Below are 19,947 nucleotides of genomic sequence, written 5' to 3'. Positions count from 1 at the left end.
GGGTCGGATCAGCGTTCTCGGTCTCGGGTACCTACGGGCGACCAGCCGCGAGGCGGGGTACGCGAACCGGAGGTCGATGCACGGTCACGACTCCGGTAGACGATGTACGGACGGAACAGGTAGTGCACCGGCGCGGTGAATGCGTGCACGAGCCGAGTGAACGGCCAGATGGTGAACAACAGCATCCCGACGAGCGCGTGGATGTGAAACTGGATCGGCGCTGCCGCCATCGAGTCGACGTCCGGTTGCAGATAGAAGACCGAACGGAACCACGGGGACACGGTCTCGCGGTAGTTGTGGGCGTCGTGCCCGGCACCCACGCTCACGAGCGTCGTCCACAGGCCAAGAACGATCGCAGCGACGAGCACCACGTACATCGTCTTGTCGTTCCAGGTCGTCGCCATGAACACGGGGCCGGTACGTCGCCGTCGGTAGATCAGGATCACGATGCCCGCGAGCGTGCACAGACCCGCGATCGAGCCGAAGAACAATGCATTGAAGTGGTAGAGGTCTTCGGAGATTCCGAGTGCCTCGGTCCAGGACTCGGGGATGACGAGGCCGCCGATGTGGCCGACGACAACGAGCAGGATGCCGAAGTGGAACAGGGGCGACCCGATGCGCAGTAACCGTGACTCGTAGAGCTGCGACGACCGGGTGGTCCAGCCGAACTTGTCGTACCGATAGCGCCAGATGCTGCCGCCGATAAGGACCGCGAGCATCACGTACGGCAGAACGCCCCACAGCAAGGTGTCCATCAGCGCAGCCCTCCCGATTCGTGGATCGGCAGTAGCCGCGGGTCGTACGGTTCGAGGCCGACCGTCTCGGTCGGCGGACCGGCTCCTGCCATCCGCATCACGGCAGCGCGGTCGGCGGGCGACGCACCCGGCAGAGTCGCACACACCGCGACGAGTACGTCCGCGTACGGGGTTTCCCTTTCCTGCAAGGCGATTCGCAGCAGCTCGAGACTCGGTCGGTACGACTGCAACAACTCGTGACCGTCCTCGGGGTCGACGAGTGCTGCGTACTCGAGCACCATCGGGAGGAAGTCGGGCAGCTCGCCGCCGGTCTGGACCAGATAACCGCTGTCGCGATACCGCTGTTTGAACGAACCGAGCACCTCGCCGCGGCGGCGAGTATCACCGTCGGTCCAATACGAGAGGTACAGCGCATGCTTACGCGACAGGTCGAAGACCTCGACGTACTGCCGCGACAGCGTGTCGAGCGGCGTACTCTCCAGGTGGTCGAGAACGCCACGTAGCAAGCGGATTCGCTCGGAATCAGCTTGCTCGGCAAGCGCAGCGCGTAGCAGCGGAATCCGCTCTACGAGCTCGATGTCGGGGTAACCGAGACACCACGACGCGACTTGGTAGACGACGCGGGCGGTCACGATCGATCCTCTGGAGGGAACAGGCCGTCTGGAGTGCCGTTGCCGTCCCAGTTCAGCAGGTTGACGCGACCTTGGAGTCCCTCCGAACTCGCCGGGTGATCGGAGGTCTGCCGTCGGCGGAGCGCCTCGAACGTCTCGACAGCGACCGGTGCGGGTTGCCCGCTCGCCTCACCGAACGGGCCGGACTCGTACATTCCCGGACCACCGTCGAAGTCGAGTGAGCAGCCGATCTCCTCCAGCTCATGTGCCTGCTCCACATGGGCTTTGGGGATCACGTAACGCTCGTCGTACTTCGCGATCGCCATCAGCCGGTACATCTCGTACATCGACTCCTCGGACATCCCGACGGAGTTCGGGATCGTGGGGTCGGTCTCGCGTCCGAGAGTCACGTCTCGCATGTACGCACGCATGGCGGCGAGCTTCTCCAGTACGCCCCCGACGACTTCTGTGTCGCCTGCGGTGAACAGGCCCGCGAGGTATTCCAGTGGTATGCGCAGCGCGTCGATCGCGCCGAACAAGTTGTCGCGACTCTCCGCGTCGTGGCCCTGCTCCTGCAGGAGATCGACGATCGGTGACAACGGAGGCACGTACCAGACCATCGGCATCGTGCGGTACTCCGGATGCAACGGCAGCGCCACGCGGTACTTCTTCGCGAGTGCATACACCGGAGATCGCCGGGCCGCGTCCATCCAGTCGTCGGGGATGCCGTCGCGACGGGCCGCCTCGATCACCTCCGGGTCGGACGGATCCAACAGCAGGTCGAGTTGGGCCTCGTACAGATCCTTGTCTTCCGGCGTTGCCGCCGCCTCGGTCACGCGGTCGGCGTCGTACAGGAAGAGCCCCAGGTAGCGCAGCCGGCCGACGCAGGTCTCGGAGCAGACGGTCGGCAGTCCGACTTCGATGCGCGGGTAGCAGAACGTGCACTTCTCCGCCTTGCCTGACTTGTGGTTGAAGTAGATCTTCTTGTACGGACAACCGGTGATGCACTGTCGCCAGCCTCGGCAACGGTCCTGGTCCACCAGCACGATGCCGTCTTCTGCCCGCTTGTAGATCGCGCCGGAGGGGCAGGACGCCATGCACGACGGGTTGAGGCAGTGCTCGCAGATGCGCGGTAGGAAGAACATGAACGTCTGCTCGTACTCGAACTTGATCTTGTCCTCGGACGTACGTCGCACCTGCTCGACCATCGGATCGAGATGGCCCATCTCGGGTGCACCACCGAGATCGTCGTCCCAGTTGGCCGACCATTTGACCTTCGTATCCGAACCCGTGATCAGCGACTTCGGCCGTGCTACCGGGAAGTCGTCTCCGAGCGGCGCCTCGACGAGCGCCTGGTAGTCGTACGTCCACGGCTCGTAGTAGTCGTCGAGCTCAGGTTGCACCGGGCTGGCGAAGATGCTCAACAGTCGCTTGACGCGGCTACCTGTCTTGAGGCGCAACCGTCCACGTCTGTTGAGCTCCCAGCCTCCACGCCAGCGATCCTGGTCTTCGTACCGACGCGGGTAGCCCTGTCCCGGCCGAGTCTCGACGTTGTTGAACCACACGTACTCGGTGCCGGCTCGGTTCGTCCAGGCCTGCTTGCACGTCACCGAGCAGGTATGGCACCCGATGCATTTGTCGAGGTTCATCACCATGCCCATCTGGGCCATGACCCTCATGCCTGTACGCCTCCCTAGGTCAGTACGTGACGTCCTGCGATCGTTTGCGAACCGTCGACACCATGTCGCGTTGATTTCCGGTGGGTCCGAGGTAGTTGAACGCGTACGAGAGCTGGGCGTACGCGCCGATCAGATGCGTCGGCTTGACCAGCAGCCGGGTCACCGAGTTGTGGATGCCGCCGCGTCGGCCCGTCGCTTCCGACTTCGGCACGTCGATGGTGCGTTCCTGCGCGTGATACACGTACACGACGCCGGTCGGCATCCGGTGGCTGACGATCGCGCGGCCGACCAGAACGCCGTTGGGGTTGACGCACTCGACCCAGTCGTTGTCGGAGACCTCGATCGACTCGGCGTCGGCGGGACTCATCCAGACCGTCGGACCGCCGCGCGACAGTGACAGCATGAACAGGTTGTCTTGATACTCGGAGTGGATCGACCACTTCGAGTGCGGAGTCAGGTAGCGGACCGTCACCTGGTTACCGCCGTTGGGACCGAATGGTGGCGCACCGAACAACGCCTGCAGGTCGACCGGCGGCCGGTACGTCGGCAGCTGCTCGCCGAGATCACTCAGCCAGTCGTGATCGAGGTAGAAATGCATCCTGCCGGTGAGGGTGTGAAACGGCTTGAGGCGCTCGATGTTGACGGTGAACGGCGCGTACCGACGCCCACCGGTCTCGGAGCCGGACCACTCCGGCGAGGTGATGACCGGTACCGGTCCGCGTTGCGTGTCGGCGAACGTGATGCGCCGCTCCTCGGAACCCTCGGCGAGATCAGCGAGCGGCTTGCCGACTCGGCGTTCGAGCGTACGAAAGCCTTGCAGTGCAAGGGATCCGTTCGTCGTGCCGGAGAACGCGAGGATCGCGTCGGCGAGCTTCGCGTCGGTGTCGAGTGCCGGGCGACCGGCAGCCGCACCGTGACTCATCACGCCGTGCTGCTTGCCGAGTCTCGCCACCTCATCGGTCAGGTCGTACGTGACATTCTTGACGGTGAATCCGAGCTCATCTGCGAGCGGCCCGACCGCGCCGAGCTTGTCGGCGATCGCGGTGTAGTCGCGCTCGACCACCGCGAAGTTCGGCATCGTCTTACCTGGTTGCGCATTCGCGTCGCCGGCCCGCCAGTCGCGTACCGCTCCGCCCGGCTGCGCGGTCTGACCCGGAGTGTCATGCTGCATCGGGACGCTGACCAGGTCGCGGCGCACCCCGAGATGTGTCTTCGCCATCTCGGACAGCTTGCGGGCGATCGCATGGAACGTCTCGAAGTCGGTTTTCGCCTCCCACGGCGGGTCGATCGCCGGGCTGAACGCATGCACAAACGGGTGCATGTCGGTCGACGAGAGATCGTTCTTCTCGTACCACGTTGCAGCCGGGAACACGATGTCGGACAGCAACGTCGTCGAGGTCATCCGGAAGTCGGCGGAGACGAGCAGGTCGAGCTTTCCTTCGGGCGCCTCGTCGCGCCAGCGCACATCGCGGGGTCGATCGCCCTCATCTGCCTGATCGGCAGTGGTGTTGGAGATCGTGCCGAGGAGATGGCGCTGGAAGTACTCACTCCCCTTGGCCGACGACCCCATCAGGTTGGATCGCCAGAGCACCAGCGTGCGCGGCCAGTTCTCGGGCGCATCGACATCTTCGATTGCCGGTTTGAGCTCTCCGTCGACGAGCCGCTCGGCCACGTACGCCCCCGCATCGGGGCTGTCTCCCGCATCGACGGCGGCGGTCGCATCGTCGGCGAGGTCGAGCGGATTACGGTCGAACTGCGGATAGAACGGCATCCAACCCATCCGCGCCGACGCCGCGATCGTGTCAGCCGTGTGCATTCCCGCGAGGTGCCCGTCGGCGAGCGGGGAGGCGAGCGCATCTGCCGGGTAGCCGTCGGTGCGCCACTGGTCGGTGTGCATGTACCAGTACGACGTGCCCGGCACCGTACGCGGCGGACGCGACCAGTCGAGTGCGTTCGCGAGGGAGATCCACCCGGTGATCGGCCGGCACTTCTCCTGACCGACGTAATGTGCCCAGCCACCGCCGTTGCGGCCCATGCACCCCGTCAACAGCAGCAGCGTCAGAACCGCGCGGTACGTGGCATCGCCGTGGAACCACTGGCAGATGCCGGCGCCCATGATGATCATCGACCGACCGCCGGACTCCTCGGCGTTCGTTGCGAACTCCCGCGCGATCCGGATGCAGGCCTGCGCAGGCACGCTGGTGATCTCCTCCTGCCAGGCGGGGGTGTACGGCGTGCTCGGGTCCTCGTACCCACTCGGCCACTCGCCGGGTAGCCCGTCACGGTGCACGCCGTACTGGGCGAGCATCAGATCGAAGACCGTCGTGACCAGCTCGCCACCGACCTCGCGTACCGGCACGCCTCGACGCAGCGTCTCACCGGTGCCGTCGGCGCTGCCGAACGACGGCATCAGCACCTCGGCGACCTCCGCCTCGTCGCCGTACATCGACAGTCGCGGCGTGACGCCGTCGAGGTCGAGATTCCAGCGGCCCTCGCCACTCGCCGCATACCGGAAACCCATCGAACCGTTCGGCACGACGGGAGCACCAGTCGCCTCGTCCAGGACGACGGTCTTCCAGGCGTCCTCCTCACTGCTCTCGCCGAGGTCGGATGCCGTGAGGAACTTGCCCGGCACCAAGTCGTCGCCGTGCTTGCGCAGACGGATCAGGAACGGAAGATCGGTGTACGTGCGTACGTAGTCGGAGAAGAACCCGACCTCGCGGTCGACGAAGAACTCCCGCAGCATCACATGGCCCATCGCCATGGCGAGCGCGGCGTCGGTGCCGGCCTGTGCAGGCAGCCACTCGTCCGCGAACTTCGTGTTGTCGGCGTAGTCGGGACTGATGGCGACGACCTTCGTACCCCGGTAGCGGACCTCGGCCATCCAGTGCGCATCGGGTGTACGGGTGACGGGAACGTTTGAGCCCCACATCATCAAGTACGTGGAGTCCCACCAGTCGCCGGACTCTGGTACGTCGGTCTGGTCGCCGAACACCTGCGGGCTCGCCACCGGAAGGTCGGCGTACCAGTCGTAGAACGACGTCATCGCGCCGCCGATGAGCTGGATGAAGCGGGTGCCGACGCAGTGCGAGACGATCGACATCGCCGGAATCGGCGAGAACCCGGCACAGCGGTCCGGCCCGTACCGCTTGATCGTGTGTACGTGCGCGGCCGCGGTGATCTCGGTGGCTTCGTCCCACGAGATGCGCACCAGGCCGCCCTTGCCTCGCGCGCGTTGGTACGTGCGCCGACGCTCCACGTCACCGACGACATCCGCCCACGCCTCGACCGGATCGCCGAGGCGCTGCTTGGCCTCCCGGTACATCTCGATCAGCACCCCGCGCGCGTACGGGTAGCGGACTCTGGTGGGCGAGTAGGTGTACCAAGAGAACGCGGCGCCTCTCGGGCAGCCGCGGGGTTCGTACTCGGGTCGATCGGGCCCGACGGACGGGTAATCCGTCTGCTGCGACTCCCAGGTGATGATGCCGTCCTTGACGTACACCTTCCACGAGCACGAGCCGGTGCAGTTGACCCCGTGGGTGGACCGGACGACCTTGTCGTGGCTCCAACGGTCTCGATAGAAGACGTCGCCCTGACGGCCGCCCTTGCGGAACACGGCCCGCCCGTCAGCGGTTTCGTCCCACTTCGTGAAGTACCGCCCGACCTTCAGCAGAGCGTCGGAGGCTTCACCGTCGATTCCAGCCCGTGCTCCCTCGGCCATGGGAATACGGTAGGCGCAAAAGCGCACCTCTGCACGGGCACTGGCTCAAGCGGGCTCGGGCTCCGTGTCGAGACGATCGTGGGAGATGATCGACTGCAGCGCCCGCAGCGCGGCGCTGGCCTCGCCGCCCCACGACGAGACGTACGAGAACTGCCACCACCACAGAGCCTCGCCGACCCGACCGGCCTCGTGGTGTTTCAGCCCGTGCGCAACGCTGCCCGCGATCGAGGCGATGTCGTCGGAGATGCGAGAAGTCACGAGCTCCGGCGGCTGGAAGTACGGGTCGAAAACCTCAGTGTACTCATCGAAGCCCTCCAGCGTCTCGGCGAGCGAACCCCGGATCGCATCCAGATCGGGGTCGGGACCGACGTCGGTCTCGTACTTCTCCTCGGGTACGAAATCGACCTGCGCAGCGAGCCGGGCGCCCGCGAGCAGCAGCTGACTCACCTCGAGCAACAACAACGGGATCGTCTTACCGGGATCCTGGGTCGACGCCATCGCGCGCACCGCGATCAGAAAGCTCTTCGTCTGGTCGGCCACCGACTGACCGAGGTCCTCGAGATCGCTACTCGCCACATCGTCACCCAACGCGGAGTCCTCGACCGACGTGCTGTCGCTAGTCATCGACGGATCTCCTCCCCTCGAACGCTCGCCCTAACGTGACCTCGTCTGCGTACTCGAGGTCGCCTCCTACCGGCAGTCCACTCGCCAGCCGGGTTACGCGCAACCCTAACGGCTTGAGGAGGCGCGTGAGATAGGTCGCGGTCGCCTCGCCCTCGAGGTTCGGATCGGTCGCGATGATGACCTCCTGGACCGTCCCGTCGGCGAGTCGCTTCATCAGATCCTTGATCCGCAGCTCATCGGGGCCGATGCCCTCGATCGGCGAGATCGCGCCGCCGAGCACGTGGTAGCGCCCGCGGAACTCGCGCGTACGCTCGATCGCGACGACGTCTTTGGACTCCTCGACGACGCAGATCACCGCCTCGTTGCGCCGCGGGTCGGCGCAGATGCGGCATTTCTCCGCCTCCGCGACATTGCCGCAGACAACGCAGAACCGCACCTTGTCCTTGACCTCGATCAACACGTCGGCGAGCCTGCGTACGTCGGCGGGGTCGGCGTCGAGAACGTAGAACGCAATGCGTTGGGCGCTCTTCGGACCGATGCCCGGCAGCCGTCCGAGCTCGTCGATGAGGTCCTGGACAATGCCCTCGTACATGCTTCTGTACTTGCTCCTTGGTCTTTTTGGGAGGCGAACCGAGGTTGCGCTTCAATCTGGCTACTCTGTTGAGCTCCGGCTGCCATGGGAGTCGAAATCCCCGCCCCCGCCGGTTGCTGCTCTGGAACGGGACCCCGTAGATATCACAGCACACTTTCCACGCCGTACCCGTACGTGCTCACACTTTCCAGAACCGCCCGTACAGCTTTCACGCAGTTCTCGTACGCGCTCACACCGTCAACGGCCATTCCAGAACGGCCGACCACGCCCGACCGCCGCGACGCGACGCGACGCGACGCGACGCGACGCGATCCGGTGTTCAGTGGAAGCCGGGTGGGTTCCCTCCGCCGGGGAGCTCGGGACCGCCTTGGCCGAACCCGCCGGGAAGGTCGGGACCGCCCTCGCCGAAGCCCGCGAGGGGGCCGAGCCGGTCGGCGGCGAGTTCGTTGGCCTTCTCGCCGGCGTCGCGTACAGCGGCGACCACCATGTCTCCGAGCGTCTCCGTATCGTCGGGGTCGATCGCCGCGGGCTTGATGTCGACGGCCACGAGATCGCCGGTGCCGGTGACGGTCGCGCTGACGAGCCCGTTCGCGGCCGAGCCGGTCACGCGTTCCTCGGCCAGCTGGTCCTTAGCGGCAACGAGTTGCTCCTGCATCTGCTGAGCCTGCGCAAGCAGCTGCGACATATCGGGCATGCCCTGTCCTTCACCGAACACGGTCTACTCCTTCAGCGGTTGGGGCCGTGTGCGGCCAGCCTACGGCGTAGGCCGTGAGGGCCGTCAGTACCGCGGAGCCCGCGGCTTGAGCCTGGTGACCGCGACGCCGACGAGACACAATGCGCCCCCGACGAACGCCAGTGGCGGCGGCAGCTCACCGAGCGCGACTGCCGACATCGCGATCACGAGCGCCGGTACGAGGTAGGTGGTGGCGCCCATCTTGCCGGCGTCGGTACGCGCGAGCGCGTACGCCCAGGTTGTGAACGCGACCGCGGTCGGGCCGATACCGAGGTACACCAGACCGGCGATCGACGCCGCGGAAGCATCGGCGGTCTGCTCCCAGAGGCCGGGCGCGAACGGCAGGCACGCGATCGTACCCGCGAGGCAGCCGAGCCACGTCGCAGGAAGCGCACCGACCGTACGCAGCACGGGCTTCTGCATGGTGACCGCGGCGGCGTAGCAGACCGCCGCCGCCAGACACAGGACCACGCCGATGCCCTCGACCTCGTGATTGCCGCCAGCGCCGACGGAGATGACGGTGACACCGGCGAAGGCGATACCGCCGCCGACGATCAACTGCCGGGAGAAGCCCTCGCCCAGGAACAACCCGGCACTCAGGGCGAGCAGCACCGGGCCGACGTTGATGAGCAGCGCCGCTGTGCCGGCGTCGACGTGCAACTCGCCGGCATTCAGCGCGACGTTGTACGCGCCGAACCAGATGACACCGTAGATGGCGATCAACCCAAGCTCGCGTTTGCCTCGCGGCATCTCGACGCCGCGAATCGCGACGATGACTCCGAGGGCGAGCGTCGCAACGAGGATCCGGCCGAATGCGAGCTCGCCGGGATCGAACGAGTCACCGATGGCGCGGATGGCGACGAATGCCGACGCCCACATCAAAACCGTCGTACCCGCGGCTGCCCACGCCAAATACGGCCGCTCGACCGTCTCGGGCGGCGCGGTAGTCGTTTCGTTCATCTGATGTCCTGCGTTCGAACTGGCACGAGGCATCCTCGCACCTGGTGGTGACAGTGGTCGCGCGGATTTCGGCCATCGCGGCGTGACATCCGGCCATTGCGAGACCACGCTAGGTCCACGACACTTCGTCGGCGGCCGAAACGTCCGGTGCGTACGCTCGTTCGGTATGAGCGGAGAAGCAGATCTGGCGAGGCCGGCCGCGTTGATGGCGGAGCCCGCCCGCGCCGCGATGCTGCTGACCCTGATCGACGGCTCGGAGCGCCCGGCGTCCGAACTCGCCCGAGTCGCCGGTGTGTCGGCGTCCACCGCGAGCGAGCACCTGCAACGACTGACGGTGGGCGGCCTGGTCGACGTACGCCGGGCAGGCAGACACCGCTACTTCCGGCTCCGTGACCGAGACGTCGCCGCCGCGGTCGAGGCGCTGGCGGCGATCGCACCGGTCAAGCGTGTGAACTCATTACGCGCCGCTCGCACCGGACGTGCGGTCGCGTACGCGCGGACGTGCTACGACCATGCAGCCGGTCATCTGGGCGTTGCGATCGCTGAAGCGTTCGTCGCACGCGGTGTCGTGGCACCGCTGGCACCCGGCGAGGTCGGCCGCATCTTGACACCCGAGACCCCGCTGCTCGTCACGATCGGATTCTCAGCCGACCCGCAGATCCGTCGACCGGACGTACGCGGATGCCTCGACTGGACACAGCGCCGCCCGCATCTCGCAGGTCGACTCGGCGCGACGGTGCTCGCGTACCTCGAGGACCAGAGGTGGGTATCCCGCTCGCGCAGCGACCGCTCGTTGAAGGTGAGCGACGCGGGCCGGGCGGCGATCGCAGACCTCTTCGGCATCGATCCGGCGGCGCTCGACTCCGCCGCGTGAAATAGCGCGGCGGCGTTTCGCGTTGAGCGGACGGGGCTTGCAGCTGGACCGGAGTCCCTCCACGCTCTTCTCATGAGCGAGCCGATCGAGCTGTCCATCATCGCTGAGCCCTCCGATCAGCGAAGCTGGACAGCGCTCGCGCAGCGCGCCGAGGCCATCGGCGCACGGGCGCTGCTCGTACCCGACCATCCGGGCGTCGGCCCGTCCCCGTACGTCGCGCTCGCGGCAGCCGCAGCCGCGACGTCGATGTTGCGGCTGTCGAGCTACGTATCCAACGCGGGTGTGCGCCATCCGCTTCTCCTCGCCGGCGACGTCGCAACGCTCGATGTCGTGTCGGACGGTCGCGCTGAACTGGCGATCGGCGCCGGTCACACGCCGGCCGAGTGGCGGATGACGGGTCGTGAACGACCCGAACGCGGGCAGCGGATACGCGAGGCCATCCAGACCGCTGCAGCGGTACGCGCCCTGTTGAACGGAGAGACCGTCGCCGCCGCATCCATCGGCGCGCTCACCGATGTGCAACTCGAGGAACCACGACCGACACAAGACCGGGTCCCGATCCTGGTAGGCGGCGGCAACCCGGCTCTGCTCGACTGGGCCGGAGCACATGCCGACGCAGTCGGGCTCAGCGGACTGGGCCAAACCCTCCCCGACGGACACAGCCATCAGGTGCAGTGGTCGGCCGAACGCATCGACACCCAGGTCGGCTGGGTCCGCTCGGCGGCAACGTCAGCGGGCAAAGCATTGCCGCCGATGGAAGCGCTGGTGCAGTACGTTTGCGAAACCGACGACCGGGAGGCAGCGGTCCGCGAAGTTGCAGGCCGGGTAGAGGCGCCCGTCGATGACGTACGCGCTGCGCCGTTCGTACTGCTCGGCACCGTCGACCAGTTGGTCGAGCAACTGCTTTCGGCGCGCGAACGCTGGGGTATCTCGCGATGGGCCGTACGCGCGGACGCGATCGACGTCGCTGAGAAGGTGCTCGCTGTGCTGCGCCGGTGACCGGTCAGTCGTTGGGCGTCTCGTCGATCACGGTGGCGCCGAGCTCGCTCGCGAGCAGAGCCTCAGGGTCGAGGTCGTCGGAGCCGACCGAGGGGTCGTCCCGATCGGCGATCGAGTCAGACTCGGCCGTACGCTCGGCGGCCTCACCATCGCGCTGGCTTCGGGTCGGACGAATCGCCTCGCGAGCGGCGCTCGACTCCGAGCGGGTTGGTTCGGGCGTACGCTCCGGAACCGGTGCGGCCGCCTGGGGAGCGGGCGTCTCGGCCTGAGCCGATGGGTCGACGATCGTCTCGATGCGAAGATCGGCGCCGAACTCCTCGATCAGCGCCTCGCGCAGAATCGCGTCAGATCCGCTCCGCGAGAACGAGTCGCGGGCACCCGCATTGACCAACGAGATGGTCAGCACATTGGCTTCGAGCGAATGCACCTGGGCATTCTGGCTCAACATCACCCAGGTGAACCGGCGTTTGCGCATCACGCGATCGAGTACGTCGGGCCACAACCGGCGTACGTCGACGACGGTCAACCGGGTCGCATCGGCGGGCTCGGGCGTGGGCGCGGGAGTCTCCTCTACGGACTCGGCAGGAGTCTGCGCAGGCGGGGTCGACTCCGCGGCCGGTACGGCCGGCGGCTGCTCGACCGGAGCACTCGACGGTGCGGGCTCGGCAGCGGCTGGTGCGGCCGGTGCAGCCGGTGCGGCCTCGGCTGCGGCGGGCGTCTCCGCAGGCGTGGTTGCCGCGGCCGGGGCCGCCGTGTGCTCTCCGACAATGGACATGCGCCGCTCGAGCCGATCGAGGCGCGCGCCGACGCCCTCGGTCGAATGGTCGGCGGCGGGCAACAGGATGCGCGCGCACATCAGCTCGAGCAGCAGCCGCGGCGCAGTCGCACCGCGGAGCTCGGTGAGCCCCTCGCTGACTATGTCGGCGCCGCGGGTCAGCTCTGCCGGGCCGAATCGCGCAGCCTGGCCGCTGAGCCGCTCGGCCATGTCTTCGGGTACGTCGAGCAACGCCTTGTCGATCGCATCCGGCACTGCCGCGACGATGACGAGATCGCGCAGCCGTTGCAGGAGATCCTCGGCGAAGCGGCGCGGATCCTGCCCGGTCTCGATCACCTTGTCGACCGCGGCGAACACCGAGGCCCCGTCGCCTGCAGCGAGCGCGTCGATCACCTCGTCGAGCAGCGAGTCGGGGGTGTAGCCGAGGAGCGCAACGGCCAGGTCGTACGTAACCCCCTCCGGCCCGGCTCCACCGAGCAGCTGGTCGAGAACGCTCAGAGTGTCGCGTACGGACCCGGCGCCCGCACGAACGATCAGCGGGAGCGCCGTCGGCTCGATCGTGACGCCTTCCTTCTCGCACAGAGTGGAGAGGTACTCGCTGAGCAGCTTCGGCGGCACCAGGCGGAACGGGTAGTGGTGCGTACGCGAGCGGATCGTGCCGATGACCTTATCGGGCTCGGTGGTCGCAAAGATGAACTTCAGATGCGGCGGCGGCTCCTCGACCAGCTTGAGCAGCGCATTGAAGCCCTGGCTCGAGACCATGTGGGCCTCGTCGACGATGTAGATCTTGTACGGACTGTTGACCGGCGCGAAGAACGCCCGCTCCCGAAGATCGCGCGCATCATCGACGCCACCGTGGCTCGCGGCGTCGATCTCGATGATGTCGATCTGCTCGGAGGTGTCGTCCGGAGCCACCCCGTTGAGCTCACGCGCGAGAATGCGCGCGCTCGTCGTCTTACCGCAGCCGCGCGGGCCCGAGAAGAGGTACGCATGGTGAACCCGGTTGTTGGCCAGGGCGTACTTCAACGGCTCGGTGACATGCGACTGCCCGATGACCTCGTCGAACGTGGTCGGGCGGTAGCGGCGATAGAGGGCAAGGGGTGGTTCCACACTCGCACCCTAACGGGCGACGCCGACACCGCCCAGGGCCGTTCTCACCAGTGGTGCGGTACGTAGTGATCCTTGCCGTTTCGGCGCGAATACTCGCCGACGTTGACCCAGTTCGCCCACTGTTTCCACGCCGTCAGCAGCTCCCTACGTACGTCCGGTCGCTGCTTCGCGAGGTCGACGCGCTCACTGCGGTCGTTCTTCAGGTCGTACAGGCGCCAGCGCCTGTCGTTGCGGTCGCGGACCAGCTTCCATCGCTTCGTACGAACCGCTCGGTGCCCGACGTGCTCCCAGCAGAGGACACGATCGCGAAACTTCCGGCCCGCCTTGCCGTCGAAGATCGTCACCAGGCTCATCCCGGACGGGTATTGCACACGGACACCGTTTCGACGCCTGAACCTGGGCTTCCGCAAGTCTGCGCCGGCAAGCGATGCGATCGTCGGCGTGATGTCGAACAGGTTGATGCTGCCATGGAACTTGCGCGGGCGCTTGAACCTGTCCGGCCAAGAAATGATGAGCGGATTGCTGATGCCGCCCTCACCGAGCCAGACCTTGTGCTCGGCGAACGGCGTGTTGGAGACAGTGCCCCAGTTCGGCCCGTACGACTGAAACACCGTCGGGCCGCCCGGCATGACGCCTTCGACGTTCCCGTACTGGTCGCCCTCCGGGGTCGTCCGGATCGGCACTCCTTCGCGCGTACCGCCGTTGTCGGAGGCGAAGATGACGACCGTGTCGTTGTCGATGCCCTGCCGCCGGAGCTCGTCGAGGATCCGCCCGATTCCGGTGTCCATCGTCTCGATCTGTGCCGCGTACACGGCCATCCGTTCCGTCTCCCACGCCTGGTCGCCCACGTCCTTCCATGGATCGAGGTGCCGACGGGTCGACAACTTGACTCGCCCGGGAAACAACCCGATCTCGCGCTGTTTGCGTACGCGACGGCGCTCTGAAGCGCGCCAGCCGGTCGAGAAACGATCCCGGTACTTGGCAACCGTCGCATCGTCTGGATGTTGCAGCGGCCAGTGCGGCGCCTTGTACGCGACGTTCAGGAAGAACGGAGCCTGCTTGCCCTCGCGTGACGCGAGATAGTCCACCGACCGCTGGGTGACGATGTCGGTCGTGTAGCCCGCGATGGTCGTCGGCTCGCCGTTGACCCGCCACCGGTCGTCCCAGTACGAACGCCCGCCCGGCGCAACGAGCGAGTAGTCGAAGCCGCGATCGTTGGGCGCCGACTGGTGGGTGTTACCGACGTGCCATTTCCCGATGTGCGCAGTCGCGTACCCACGTCGCGAGACGATCTCGCCGACGGTGAGTACGTCCTTACGTAGGTATTGCTGGTACTCCCGCATCGTCGAAACCGTCCCCGGCATGTTGCCGATACCGGACTGCGTCGGATGCAGGCCGGTGAGGAGTGCGGCTCGTGATGGCGCACAGCGCGCCTCGTTCGTCGCGTTGGTGAAGAGCATCCCGCGGGTGGCGAGCGAGTCGATGTTCGGTGTGTCGATGTCACCCCCGTAACAGCCCGCATCCGAGAACCCCATGTCGTCGGCCAGGATCAGCACGATGTTCGGTTTGTTCGCGCGTGGGTACAGCGGCGGAACGTTCGGCTCACGCGGCGGGAAGTACTTCGGAGGCTTCGGCGGGCGCGTCGGAGCACTCGATGCCGCGGCAGGCGCCGATCCGGACATCTGCCCCAAGGTCGCCACCGCGCTCGAGCCTGCTCCGGCGAGTAGCCGTCGTCGCGAGATCGCCATCGGTACCATCCATTTTATAGACTTAGTTGATTTATTTACTGTAGTTAAGACCTACGCGATCTGCCGAAGCGAATCGCGTTCTGGACTTGTTTCGTTCGGCATGGGCGGCTGTGGAGCCGAAGGTCTCGACATCGCGGCGTCTACAGAGCGTAGTTGGGCGGATGCGCCCTGACAGTGAAATGCGCGAATCTACGCGCGGTGTGAATCACCGGCGCGTACGCATGCAAAGACCCCTCGCGCACCCGGTAGAGCCTGCTTACCCTTGCTGCCTTCCGGCCCTGGGGGAGTTGGGCAAGATGCCGCCGCGCGAGGGGCTGGCCCAATCGTACGGGCACCTCGATCGACAACCCCAGCGGGCCCTCGCCAGGACCGGTCTCGTACGTTGATCTCAGATGTGACCCGACCCCAGGGAGCAGGCATGCAGCAGGTCAAGGCAGTCGTCGCCGGAAGCAAGGGAGCTCCGGTCGAGCTCACCACCATCAACGTTCCGGATCCGGGTCCGGGCGAGGCAGTCGTCGCGGTGCAGACCTGCGGCGTCTGCCACACGGACCTGCACTATCGCGAGGGCGGAATCAACGACGAGTTCCCGTTCCTGCTCGGTCATGAGGCCGCGGGAACGGTCGAGGCCGTCGGCCCGGACGTGACTGACGTCGCTCCGGGCGACTTCGTCATCTTGAACTGGCGAGCCGTATGCGGCGAATGCCGCGCCTGCAAGCGCGGTGACCTGCAGTACTGCTTCAACACCCACAACGCGACCCAGAAGATGACGCTGGAAGACGGCAGCGAGCTGTCGCCCGCCCTCGGCATCGGCGCCTTCGCCGAGAAGACCCTGGTAGCGGCCGGTCAGTGCACCAAGGTCGACCCGACGGCCCGGCCCGCGGCAGTCGGCCTGCTGGGTTGTGGCGTGATGGCCGGCATCGGGGCCTCGATCAACACCGGCGCGGTGACGCGCGGTAAGTCGGTCGCCGTGATCGGTTGTGGGGGCGTAGGCGTCGCAGCGATCGCCGGATCGGCTCTGGCCGGCGCGTACCCGATCATCGCCGTCGACATCGACCCGAAGAAGCTCGAAGCGGCGAAGTCACTTGGCGCGACCCACACGGTCGACTCATCTTCGAGCGATCCGGTCGAAGAGATCGCGCGGATCTCGGCCGAGACCTACCCGGGCGCCGAAGGTGCGGACGTCGTCGTCGAGGCCGTCGGACGCCCGGAGACCTGGAAGCAGGCCTTCTACGCGCGCGACCTCGCCGGCATCCTCGTACTGGTCGGCGTACCGACACCGGAAATGAAGCTGCCGGACCTCCCGCTGATCGACGTATTCGGCCGCGGCGGTGCGCTGAAGTCGAGCTGGTACGGCGACTGCCTGCCGAGCCGCGACTTCCCGATGCTGGTCGACCTGTACCAGCAGGGACGCCTCGATCTCGACGCATTCGTGACCGAGGAGATCGCCCTCGACGGTGTCGAGGCGGCCTTCGATCGAATGCACCAAGGCGACGTACTCCGCTCGGTGGTCGTGCTCTGATGGCCGCGCGGATCGACCACGCCGTCACCTCCGGCACGTTCAGCCTCGACGGCGAGACCTTCGACGTCGACAACAACGTATGGGTCGTCGGCGACGACGAGGAGTGCATCGTCATCGACGCACCGCACTCGGTCGACGACATCCTCGCCGTCGTCGGTGCGCGTAGGGTCAAGGCGATCGTGTGTACGCACGCCCACGACGACCACGTGCGTGTCGCACCTCAACTGCGGGAGCGTACGGCCGCGCCGATCCTGCTGCATCCCGACGACCGGCCGCTCTGGGAGCTGACACACAGCGAGTACCTGTGGGATGCCGACCTCTCGGACGGCCAGACCATCGAGGTCGGCGGTACGACCCTGACCGTGCTGCACACGCCGGGCCACGCCCCGGGCGGGGTGTGCCTGTACGCGCCTCACCTCGGCTGCGTGTTCACCGGCGACACACTCTTCAACGGCGGTCCTGGCGCGACCGGTCGGTCGTACTCCGACCTCCCGACGCTGGAGGCGTCCATCCGAGAGAAGCTCTTCGTACTCCCCGACGACACGGTCGTACACACCGGACACGGCGACGACACCACCATCGGTGGCGAAGCCGACGGCCTTGGTCGCGACTGACCGGACCGATTTCTACTCTGCGGCATCGGCCGGGTACGCTGCTCGGCGGAGGATTCGCATAGTGGCCTAGTGCGCACGCTTGGAAAGCGTGTTGGGTTAACGCCCTCAGGGGTTCGAATCCCCTATCCTCCGCCAGCCTCACCAGCACAAACGCCGGTCCCCACCACACGGCAGGGACCGGCGTTCTGTTGCTCCGTCTCAGTTCCGTCTCATTTGGTGGCCGAATCACCCTCGCCGCCATCCGGCAGCACAGCCGTGGCGGTGTGGCGTGCATCGTGTAGCCGACTCTGGCTAACGCGAGCCAGCCCGAGGAACGCCTTCCACCACCGTCAGTTTGAACGTCGGCTAGGTCCGATCGTCGAGGATTGGTGTTGCGAGGGAGCGATTTGTGCTGATCAGACTGGCGGCCAGGGTGAGAGCCACGATTGTGGCGACGGTGATCAGATAGGTAGAAGGACCGGGTTCGATCGTGAACGATCCGGTTCTTCCGTAGGTGAATCCGAGGATCCCGATTGCTGCGGCCGCGGTTCCGAGCACGACCCCCACCGCCACTGCGAACAGCGATTCCAGCATCGTCGAGCGACGTAGTTGGGCTGGTGTTGCTCCGATCTTGCGGGTCAGAGCGAATTCTGCTCGGCGTCCGAGCATGGCGGCAACGCAGTTGTTCACGACCACGATGGCAGCGAAGACCGCGATCATGCCGACGATGATGAAGGTGAGGGTTTGGACGCCTTCGTCGTCGGCGCTGAGAACGATGCCGTCGGCTGCATTGGCCGCGTTCTGGATCTTGAGGGTGTAGAGCGAGACCGTGGCCAGTCCAGTGAAGATGATGACGGGCATGGTGATGGCGGCGGTCTGATCGGTACGTCGCCGAATGTTGGATGACGCCAAGTACCCGGATGCCCTGGCGAGAAGTCGCGTGGGCAAGTCGATGGAGAGGACGAATGCGCGCAGGAACAGCGGCGACAGCAGTGCCAGTCCGATCGCTGCGGCGATCCCTGCCTGGCCGGCAACGCTCAGCGCCAGGAACCCTTCGTCCTTAAGGACGGTGGCGGTGAGGATGGCGCAGCTCATGCTGGCAGCGATCAGCACGGACGCAACGCCAACGCGCACGCCGGTCATCCTCGCTCCGTCGGAGGTCGACTGCGCGAGAGCGTCCTTAGCGCTGACATGTGCAGTCCGTCGTGCAGTGATGGCTGCGGCTCCGATCGTGGCGGCCAAGGTCACCGCTGGTCCGGCGATCAGGGCCAGGGGGCCGAAGCTGTGGTCGACCGTGTCGGCGATCTGGTTAGTGGACTGAAGCGCGCCTAGCGTCGCGCGGCCGATCAGCACGGCCGGGGCGATGGCGAGTCCGGAGGCCAGGAGGGCGATGACGGTTCCTTCAGCACTGATCATGCGTGCGATTTGACCCGGGGTGGCTCCCACGGCTTTGAGGAGCGCCAGTTCGCTTCTGCGTTGCCGTGTTGCCAGGTTCATGGTGGCGGCCACGCCGAAGGCGACGATAATGAGCCCCCAGCCGCCAACCGCTGCGGCGATGGTGGTCAGCGATTCCTTGTCGGCGGAAGAGACGCCTCTTCCGTGTGCGGTGTCGAACAGTGTCGCGAACGCGGTGAGGATGACTGCGCCGAGAAACACGTTGATGAAGGTTGCGGTGAATCGGCCAAGCCGGAACCGCAAGGACTTGATGGCGACTCCAAGCATGGTCACGGCTGGCTCCTTTCTGCGCTGGGCGCAGCAAGTGATGCTTCGAGCCGCAGCATTTCGTCGGAGACTGCTGCTGCGGTCGGATCGGTCAGCGTGCCCACGACCCGGCCATCAGCCAAGAAGATCACCGAATCGGCGTATGCAGCCGCGACGGGATCGTGCGTCACCATGACGACCGTCTGCAGATGGTCCTCAACCGCGGCACGGAGCATCGTCAGAACTTCGGAGGCGCTGGCCCTGTCCAATGCGCCCGTGGGTTCATCCGCGAACACGATCGACGGCCTGGCCGCGAGCGCACGTGCAATGGCGACACGTTGCTGCTGTCCTCCGGAAAGCTCCGAAGGGCGCTGCCTCAAACGATCTCCCAGACCGACGTGCTCCAAGAGTGAGGTGCACCGTGCCCGGTCGATCTTGGTGCCCGCAAGGCGCATCGGCAAGGTAACGTTCTCCAACGCCGTCAGGGTCGGCAATAGGTTGTACTGCTGGAAGATGAAACCGATCCGGGAACGTCGAAATCGGGTCATGTCCGCCTCGTTTCCTTGGACCAGTTCGCAACCGTCGACATAGACCGTTCCACTCGTCGGTCGATCCAGCCCCGAAGCGCACTGCAACAGAGTGCTCTTGCCCGACCCGGACGGGCCCATCACCGCCGTGAAGGTGCCCGCGGGAAACGAGACCGTCACCTCGTCGAGTGCAAGGACGCGATTGGCGGAGTTCCCATACGTCTTGGTCAGTTCGACCAAACGTAGTGGCGAATGCATGGTGTCGGGCAGCGCTGGGCTGGTCACTTTGTCGATCCCATCGTCGAGAGGCGAATGCAGCTCCAGCATGGTTAGACGCAAGACATCACAACACCGCCGTCGGAACAGCGGTTCGAACCGACTTTCGGCGGGTCGGCCACCAACCGACGGCAGTGTCGGAGACAACCC

Annotated in this window: 16 protein-coding genes, 1 tRNA gene and 1 other RNA gene; 5 read left to right on the top strand and 13 right to left on the bottom strand. The window is 66.2% G+C overall.

The genetic code is table 11. The annotated features are described in order from the left end of the window. Positions 1-8 precede the first annotated feature (8 nt). The 8 genes from narI to MU582_01835 all read right to left on the bottom strand — a co-directional run bounded on the left by narI (position 9) and on the right by MU582_01835 (position 9,675). The gene (gene narI, locus MU582_01870) at positions 9-755 is read right to left on the bottom strand and encodes a respiratory nitrate reductase subunit gamma (GenBank protein UPK75404.1); all 747 of its coding nucleotides are present in this window, start codon (positions 753-755) and stop codon (positions 9-11) included. Then, on the bottom strand, positions 755-1,387 hold the full coding sequence (gene narJ / locus MU582_01865) for a nitrate reductase molybdenum cofactor assembly chaperone (GenBank protein UPK75403.1): 633 nt from the start codon (positions 1,385-1,387) through the stop codon (positions 755-757). Before narJ ends, narI begins: the two co-directional genes overlap by 1 nt. Further along, positions 1,384-3,045: a nitrate reductase subunit beta gene (gene narH, locus MU582_01860; protein ID UPK75402.1), complete on the bottom strand. Its 1,662-nt coding sequence runs from the start codon at positions 3,043-3,045 to the stop codon at positions 1,384-1,386. Before narH ends, narJ begins: the two co-directional genes overlap by 4 nt. Before the next feature lie 19 nt (positions 3,046-3,064). Continuing rightward, the gene (locus tag MU582_01855; GenBank protein UPK75401.1) at positions 3,065-6,766 is read right to left on the bottom strand and encodes a nitrate reductase subunit alpha; all 3,702 of its coding nucleotides are present in this window, start codon (positions 6,764-6,766) and stop codon (positions 3,065-3,067) included. 45 nt (positions 6,767-6,811) lie between these two features. Then, positions 6,812-7,390, bottom strand: a complete 579-nt coding sequence (locus tag MU582_01850; protein UPK75400.1) for a DUF5063 domain-containing protein — start codon at positions 7,388-7,390, stop codon at positions 6,812-6,814. Continuing rightward, complete coding sequence (recR, locus tag MU582_01845) at positions 7,383-7,982, bottom strand: recombination mediator RecR (GenBank protein ID UPK75399.1); 600 nt, start codon at positions 7,980-7,982, stop codon at positions 7,383-7,385. The genes MU582_01850 and recR overlap by 8 nt, the downstream gene beginning before the upstream one ends. A 319-nt stretch (positions 7,983-8,301) precedes the next feature. Further along, a complete protein-coding gene (locus tag MU582_01840; GenBank protein ID UPK77095.1) occupies positions 8,302-8,676 on the bottom strand; it encodes a YbaB/EbfC family nucleoid-associated protein in 375 nt (124 codons plus the stop codon). 84 nt (positions 8,677-8,760) lie between these two features. After that, positions 8,761-9,675: a DMT family transporter gene (locus tag MU582_01835; GenBank protein UPK75398.1), complete on the bottom strand. Its 915-nt coding sequence runs from the start codon at positions 9,673-9,675 to the stop codon at positions 8,761-8,763. Positions 9,676-9,841: 166 nt separating this feature from the next. Between MU582_01835 and MU582_01830 the strand changes: the two genes are divergently transcribed. After that, positions 9,842-10,549 (top strand): ArsR family transcriptional regulator, encoded by a 708-nt coding sequence (locus MU582_01830; protein UPK75397.1) that lies wholly within the window; start codon positions 9,842-9,844, stop codon positions 10,547-10,549. Between the two features lie 72 nt (positions 10,550-10,621). Continuing rightward, entirely contained in the window at positions 10,622-11,548 is a 927-nt protein-coding gene (locus tag MU582_01825; GenBank protein ID UPK75396.1) for an LLM class flavin-dependent oxidoreductase, read from the top strand. 4 nt (positions 11,549-11,552) lie between these two features. Here the strand turns inward: MU582_01825 and MU582_01820 are convergent, their stop codons facing one another. From MU582_01820 to ffs, 3 genes are all read right to left on the bottom strand, one after another. Then, positions 11,553-13,433 carry a DNA polymerase III subunit gamma and tau gene (locus MU582_01820; GenBank protein UPK75395.1) on the bottom strand — a complete coding sequence of 627 codons (1,881 nt, stop codon included), beginning with the start codon at positions 13,431-13,433 and terminating at the stop codon, positions 11,553-11,555. A 44-nt stretch (positions 13,434-13,477) separates the two neighbouring features. Further along, positions 13,478-15,181, bottom strand: a complete 1,704-nt coding sequence (locus MU582_01815; GenBank protein ID UPK75394.1) for a sulfatase-like hydrolase/transferase — start codon at positions 15,179-15,181, stop codon at positions 13,478-13,480. A gap of 225 nt (positions 15,182-15,406) precedes the next feature. Further along, positions 15,407-15,497: signal recognition particle sRNA small type (gene ffs / locus MU582_01810), an RNA gene on the bottom strand. A gap of 102 nt (positions 15,498-15,599) precedes the next feature. Between ffs and MU582_01805 the strand changes: the two genes are divergently transcribed. The 3 genes from MU582_01805 to MU582_01795 all read left to right on the top strand — a co-directional run bounded on the left by MU582_01805 (position 15,600) and on the right by MU582_01795 (position 17,449). After that, positions 15,600-16,700 carry an S-(hydroxymethyl)mycothiol dehydrogenase gene (locus MU582_01805; protein UPK75393.1) on the top strand — a complete coding sequence of 367 codons (1,101 nt, stop codon included), beginning with the start codon at positions 15,600-15,602 and terminating at the stop codon, positions 16,698-16,700. Beyond that, positions 16,700-17,314, top strand: coding sequence for an MBL fold metallo-hydrolase (locus MU582_01800; GenBank protein ID UPK75392.1), 615 nt, complete (start codon positions 16,700-16,702; stop codon positions 17,312-17,314). Before MU582_01805 ends, MU582_01800 begins: the two co-directional genes overlap by 1 nt. 47 nt (positions 17,315-17,361) lie before the next feature. Then, a tRNA-Ser gene (locus tag MU582_01795) sits at positions 17,362-17,449 on the top strand. A gap of 210 nt (positions 17,450-17,659) precedes the next feature. Here MU582_01795 and MU582_01790 read toward each other — a convergent pair. Together MU582_01790 and MU582_01785 are read right to left on the bottom strand one after the other, a co-directional pair. After that, on the bottom strand, positions 17,660-19,015 hold the full coding sequence (locus tag MU582_01790) for an FtsX-like permease family protein (protein UPK77233.1): 1,356 nt from the start codon (positions 19,013-19,015) through the stop codon (positions 17,660-17,662). Positions 19,016-19,017: 2 nt separating this feature from the next. Next, positions 19,018-19,848 carry an ABC transporter ATP-binding protein gene (locus tag MU582_01785; GenBank protein ID UPK75391.1) on the bottom strand — a complete coding sequence of 277 codons (831 nt, stop codon included), beginning with the start codon at positions 19,846-19,848 and terminating at the stop codon, positions 19,018-19,020. Positions 19,849-19,947 lie beyond the last annotated feature (99 nt).

The sequence above is a fragment of the Nocardioidaceae bacterium SCSIO 66511 genome (assembly GCA_023100825.1).
Classification (GTDB): domain Bacteria; phylum Actinomycetota; class Actinomycetes; order Propionibacteriales; family Nocardioidaceae; genus Solicola.
The sequence above is the reverse complement of the archived record's forward strand: the minus strand, read 5'-3'. Positions and strand labels throughout refer to the sequence as shown.

Bases quoted from the DNA above. Each gene is read 5' to 3' on its own strand.
- MU582_01805 (UPK75393.1), top strand. From the start codon at position 15,600: ATGCAGCAGGTCAAGGCAGTCGTCGCCGGAAGCAAGGGAGCTCCGGTC.
- MU582_01790 (UPK77233.1), bottom strand. From the start codon at position 19,015: ATGCTTGGAGTCGCCATCAAGTCCTTGCGGTTCCGGCTTGGCCGATTC.
- MU582_01850 (UPK75400.1), bottom strand. From the start codon at position 7,390: ATGACTAGCGACAGCACGTCGGTCGAGGACTCCGCGTTGGGTGACGAT.
- MU582_01840 (UPK77095.1), bottom strand. From the start codon at position 8,676: ATGCCCGATATGTCGCAGCTGCTTGCGCAGGCTCAGCAGATGCAGGAG.
- MU582_01855 (UPK75401.1), bottom strand. From the start codon at position 6,766: ATGGCCGAGGGAGCACGGGCTGGAATCGACGGTGAAGCCTCCGACGCT.
- MU582_01825 (UPK75396.1), top strand. From the start codon at position 10,622: ATGAGCGAGCCGATCGAGCTGTCCATCATCGCTGAGCCCTCCGATCAG.
- MU582_01815 (UPK75394.1), bottom strand. From the start codon at position 15,181: ATGGCGATCTCGCGACGACGGCTACTCGCCGGAGCAGGCTCGAGCGCG.
- MU582_01835 (UPK75398.1), bottom strand. From the start codon at position 9,675: ATGAACGAAACGACTACCGCGCCGCCCGAGACGGTCGAGCGGCCGTAT.
- narH (UPK75402.1), bottom strand. From the start codon at position 3,045: ATGAGGGTCATGGCCCAGATGGGCATGGTGATGAACCTCGACAAATGC.
- MU582_01830 (UPK75397.1), top strand. From the start codon at position 9,842: ATGAGCGGAGAAGCAGATCTGGCGAGGCCGGCCGCGTTGATGGCGGAG.
- MU582_01785 (UPK75391.1), bottom strand. From the start codon at position 19,848: ATGCTGGAGCTGCATTCGCCTCTCGACGATGGGATCGACAAAGTGACC.
- recR (UPK75399.1), bottom strand. From the start codon at position 7,982: ATGTACGAGGGCATTGTCCAGGACCTCATCGACGAGCTCGGACGGCTG.
- narI (UPK75404.1), bottom strand. From the start codon at position 755: ATGGACACCTTGCTGTGGGGCGTTCTGCCGTACGTGATGCTCGCGGTC.
- MU582_01800 (UPK75392.1), top strand. From the start codon at position 16,700: ATGGCCGCGCGGATCGACCACGCCGTCACCTCCGGCACGTTCAGCCTC.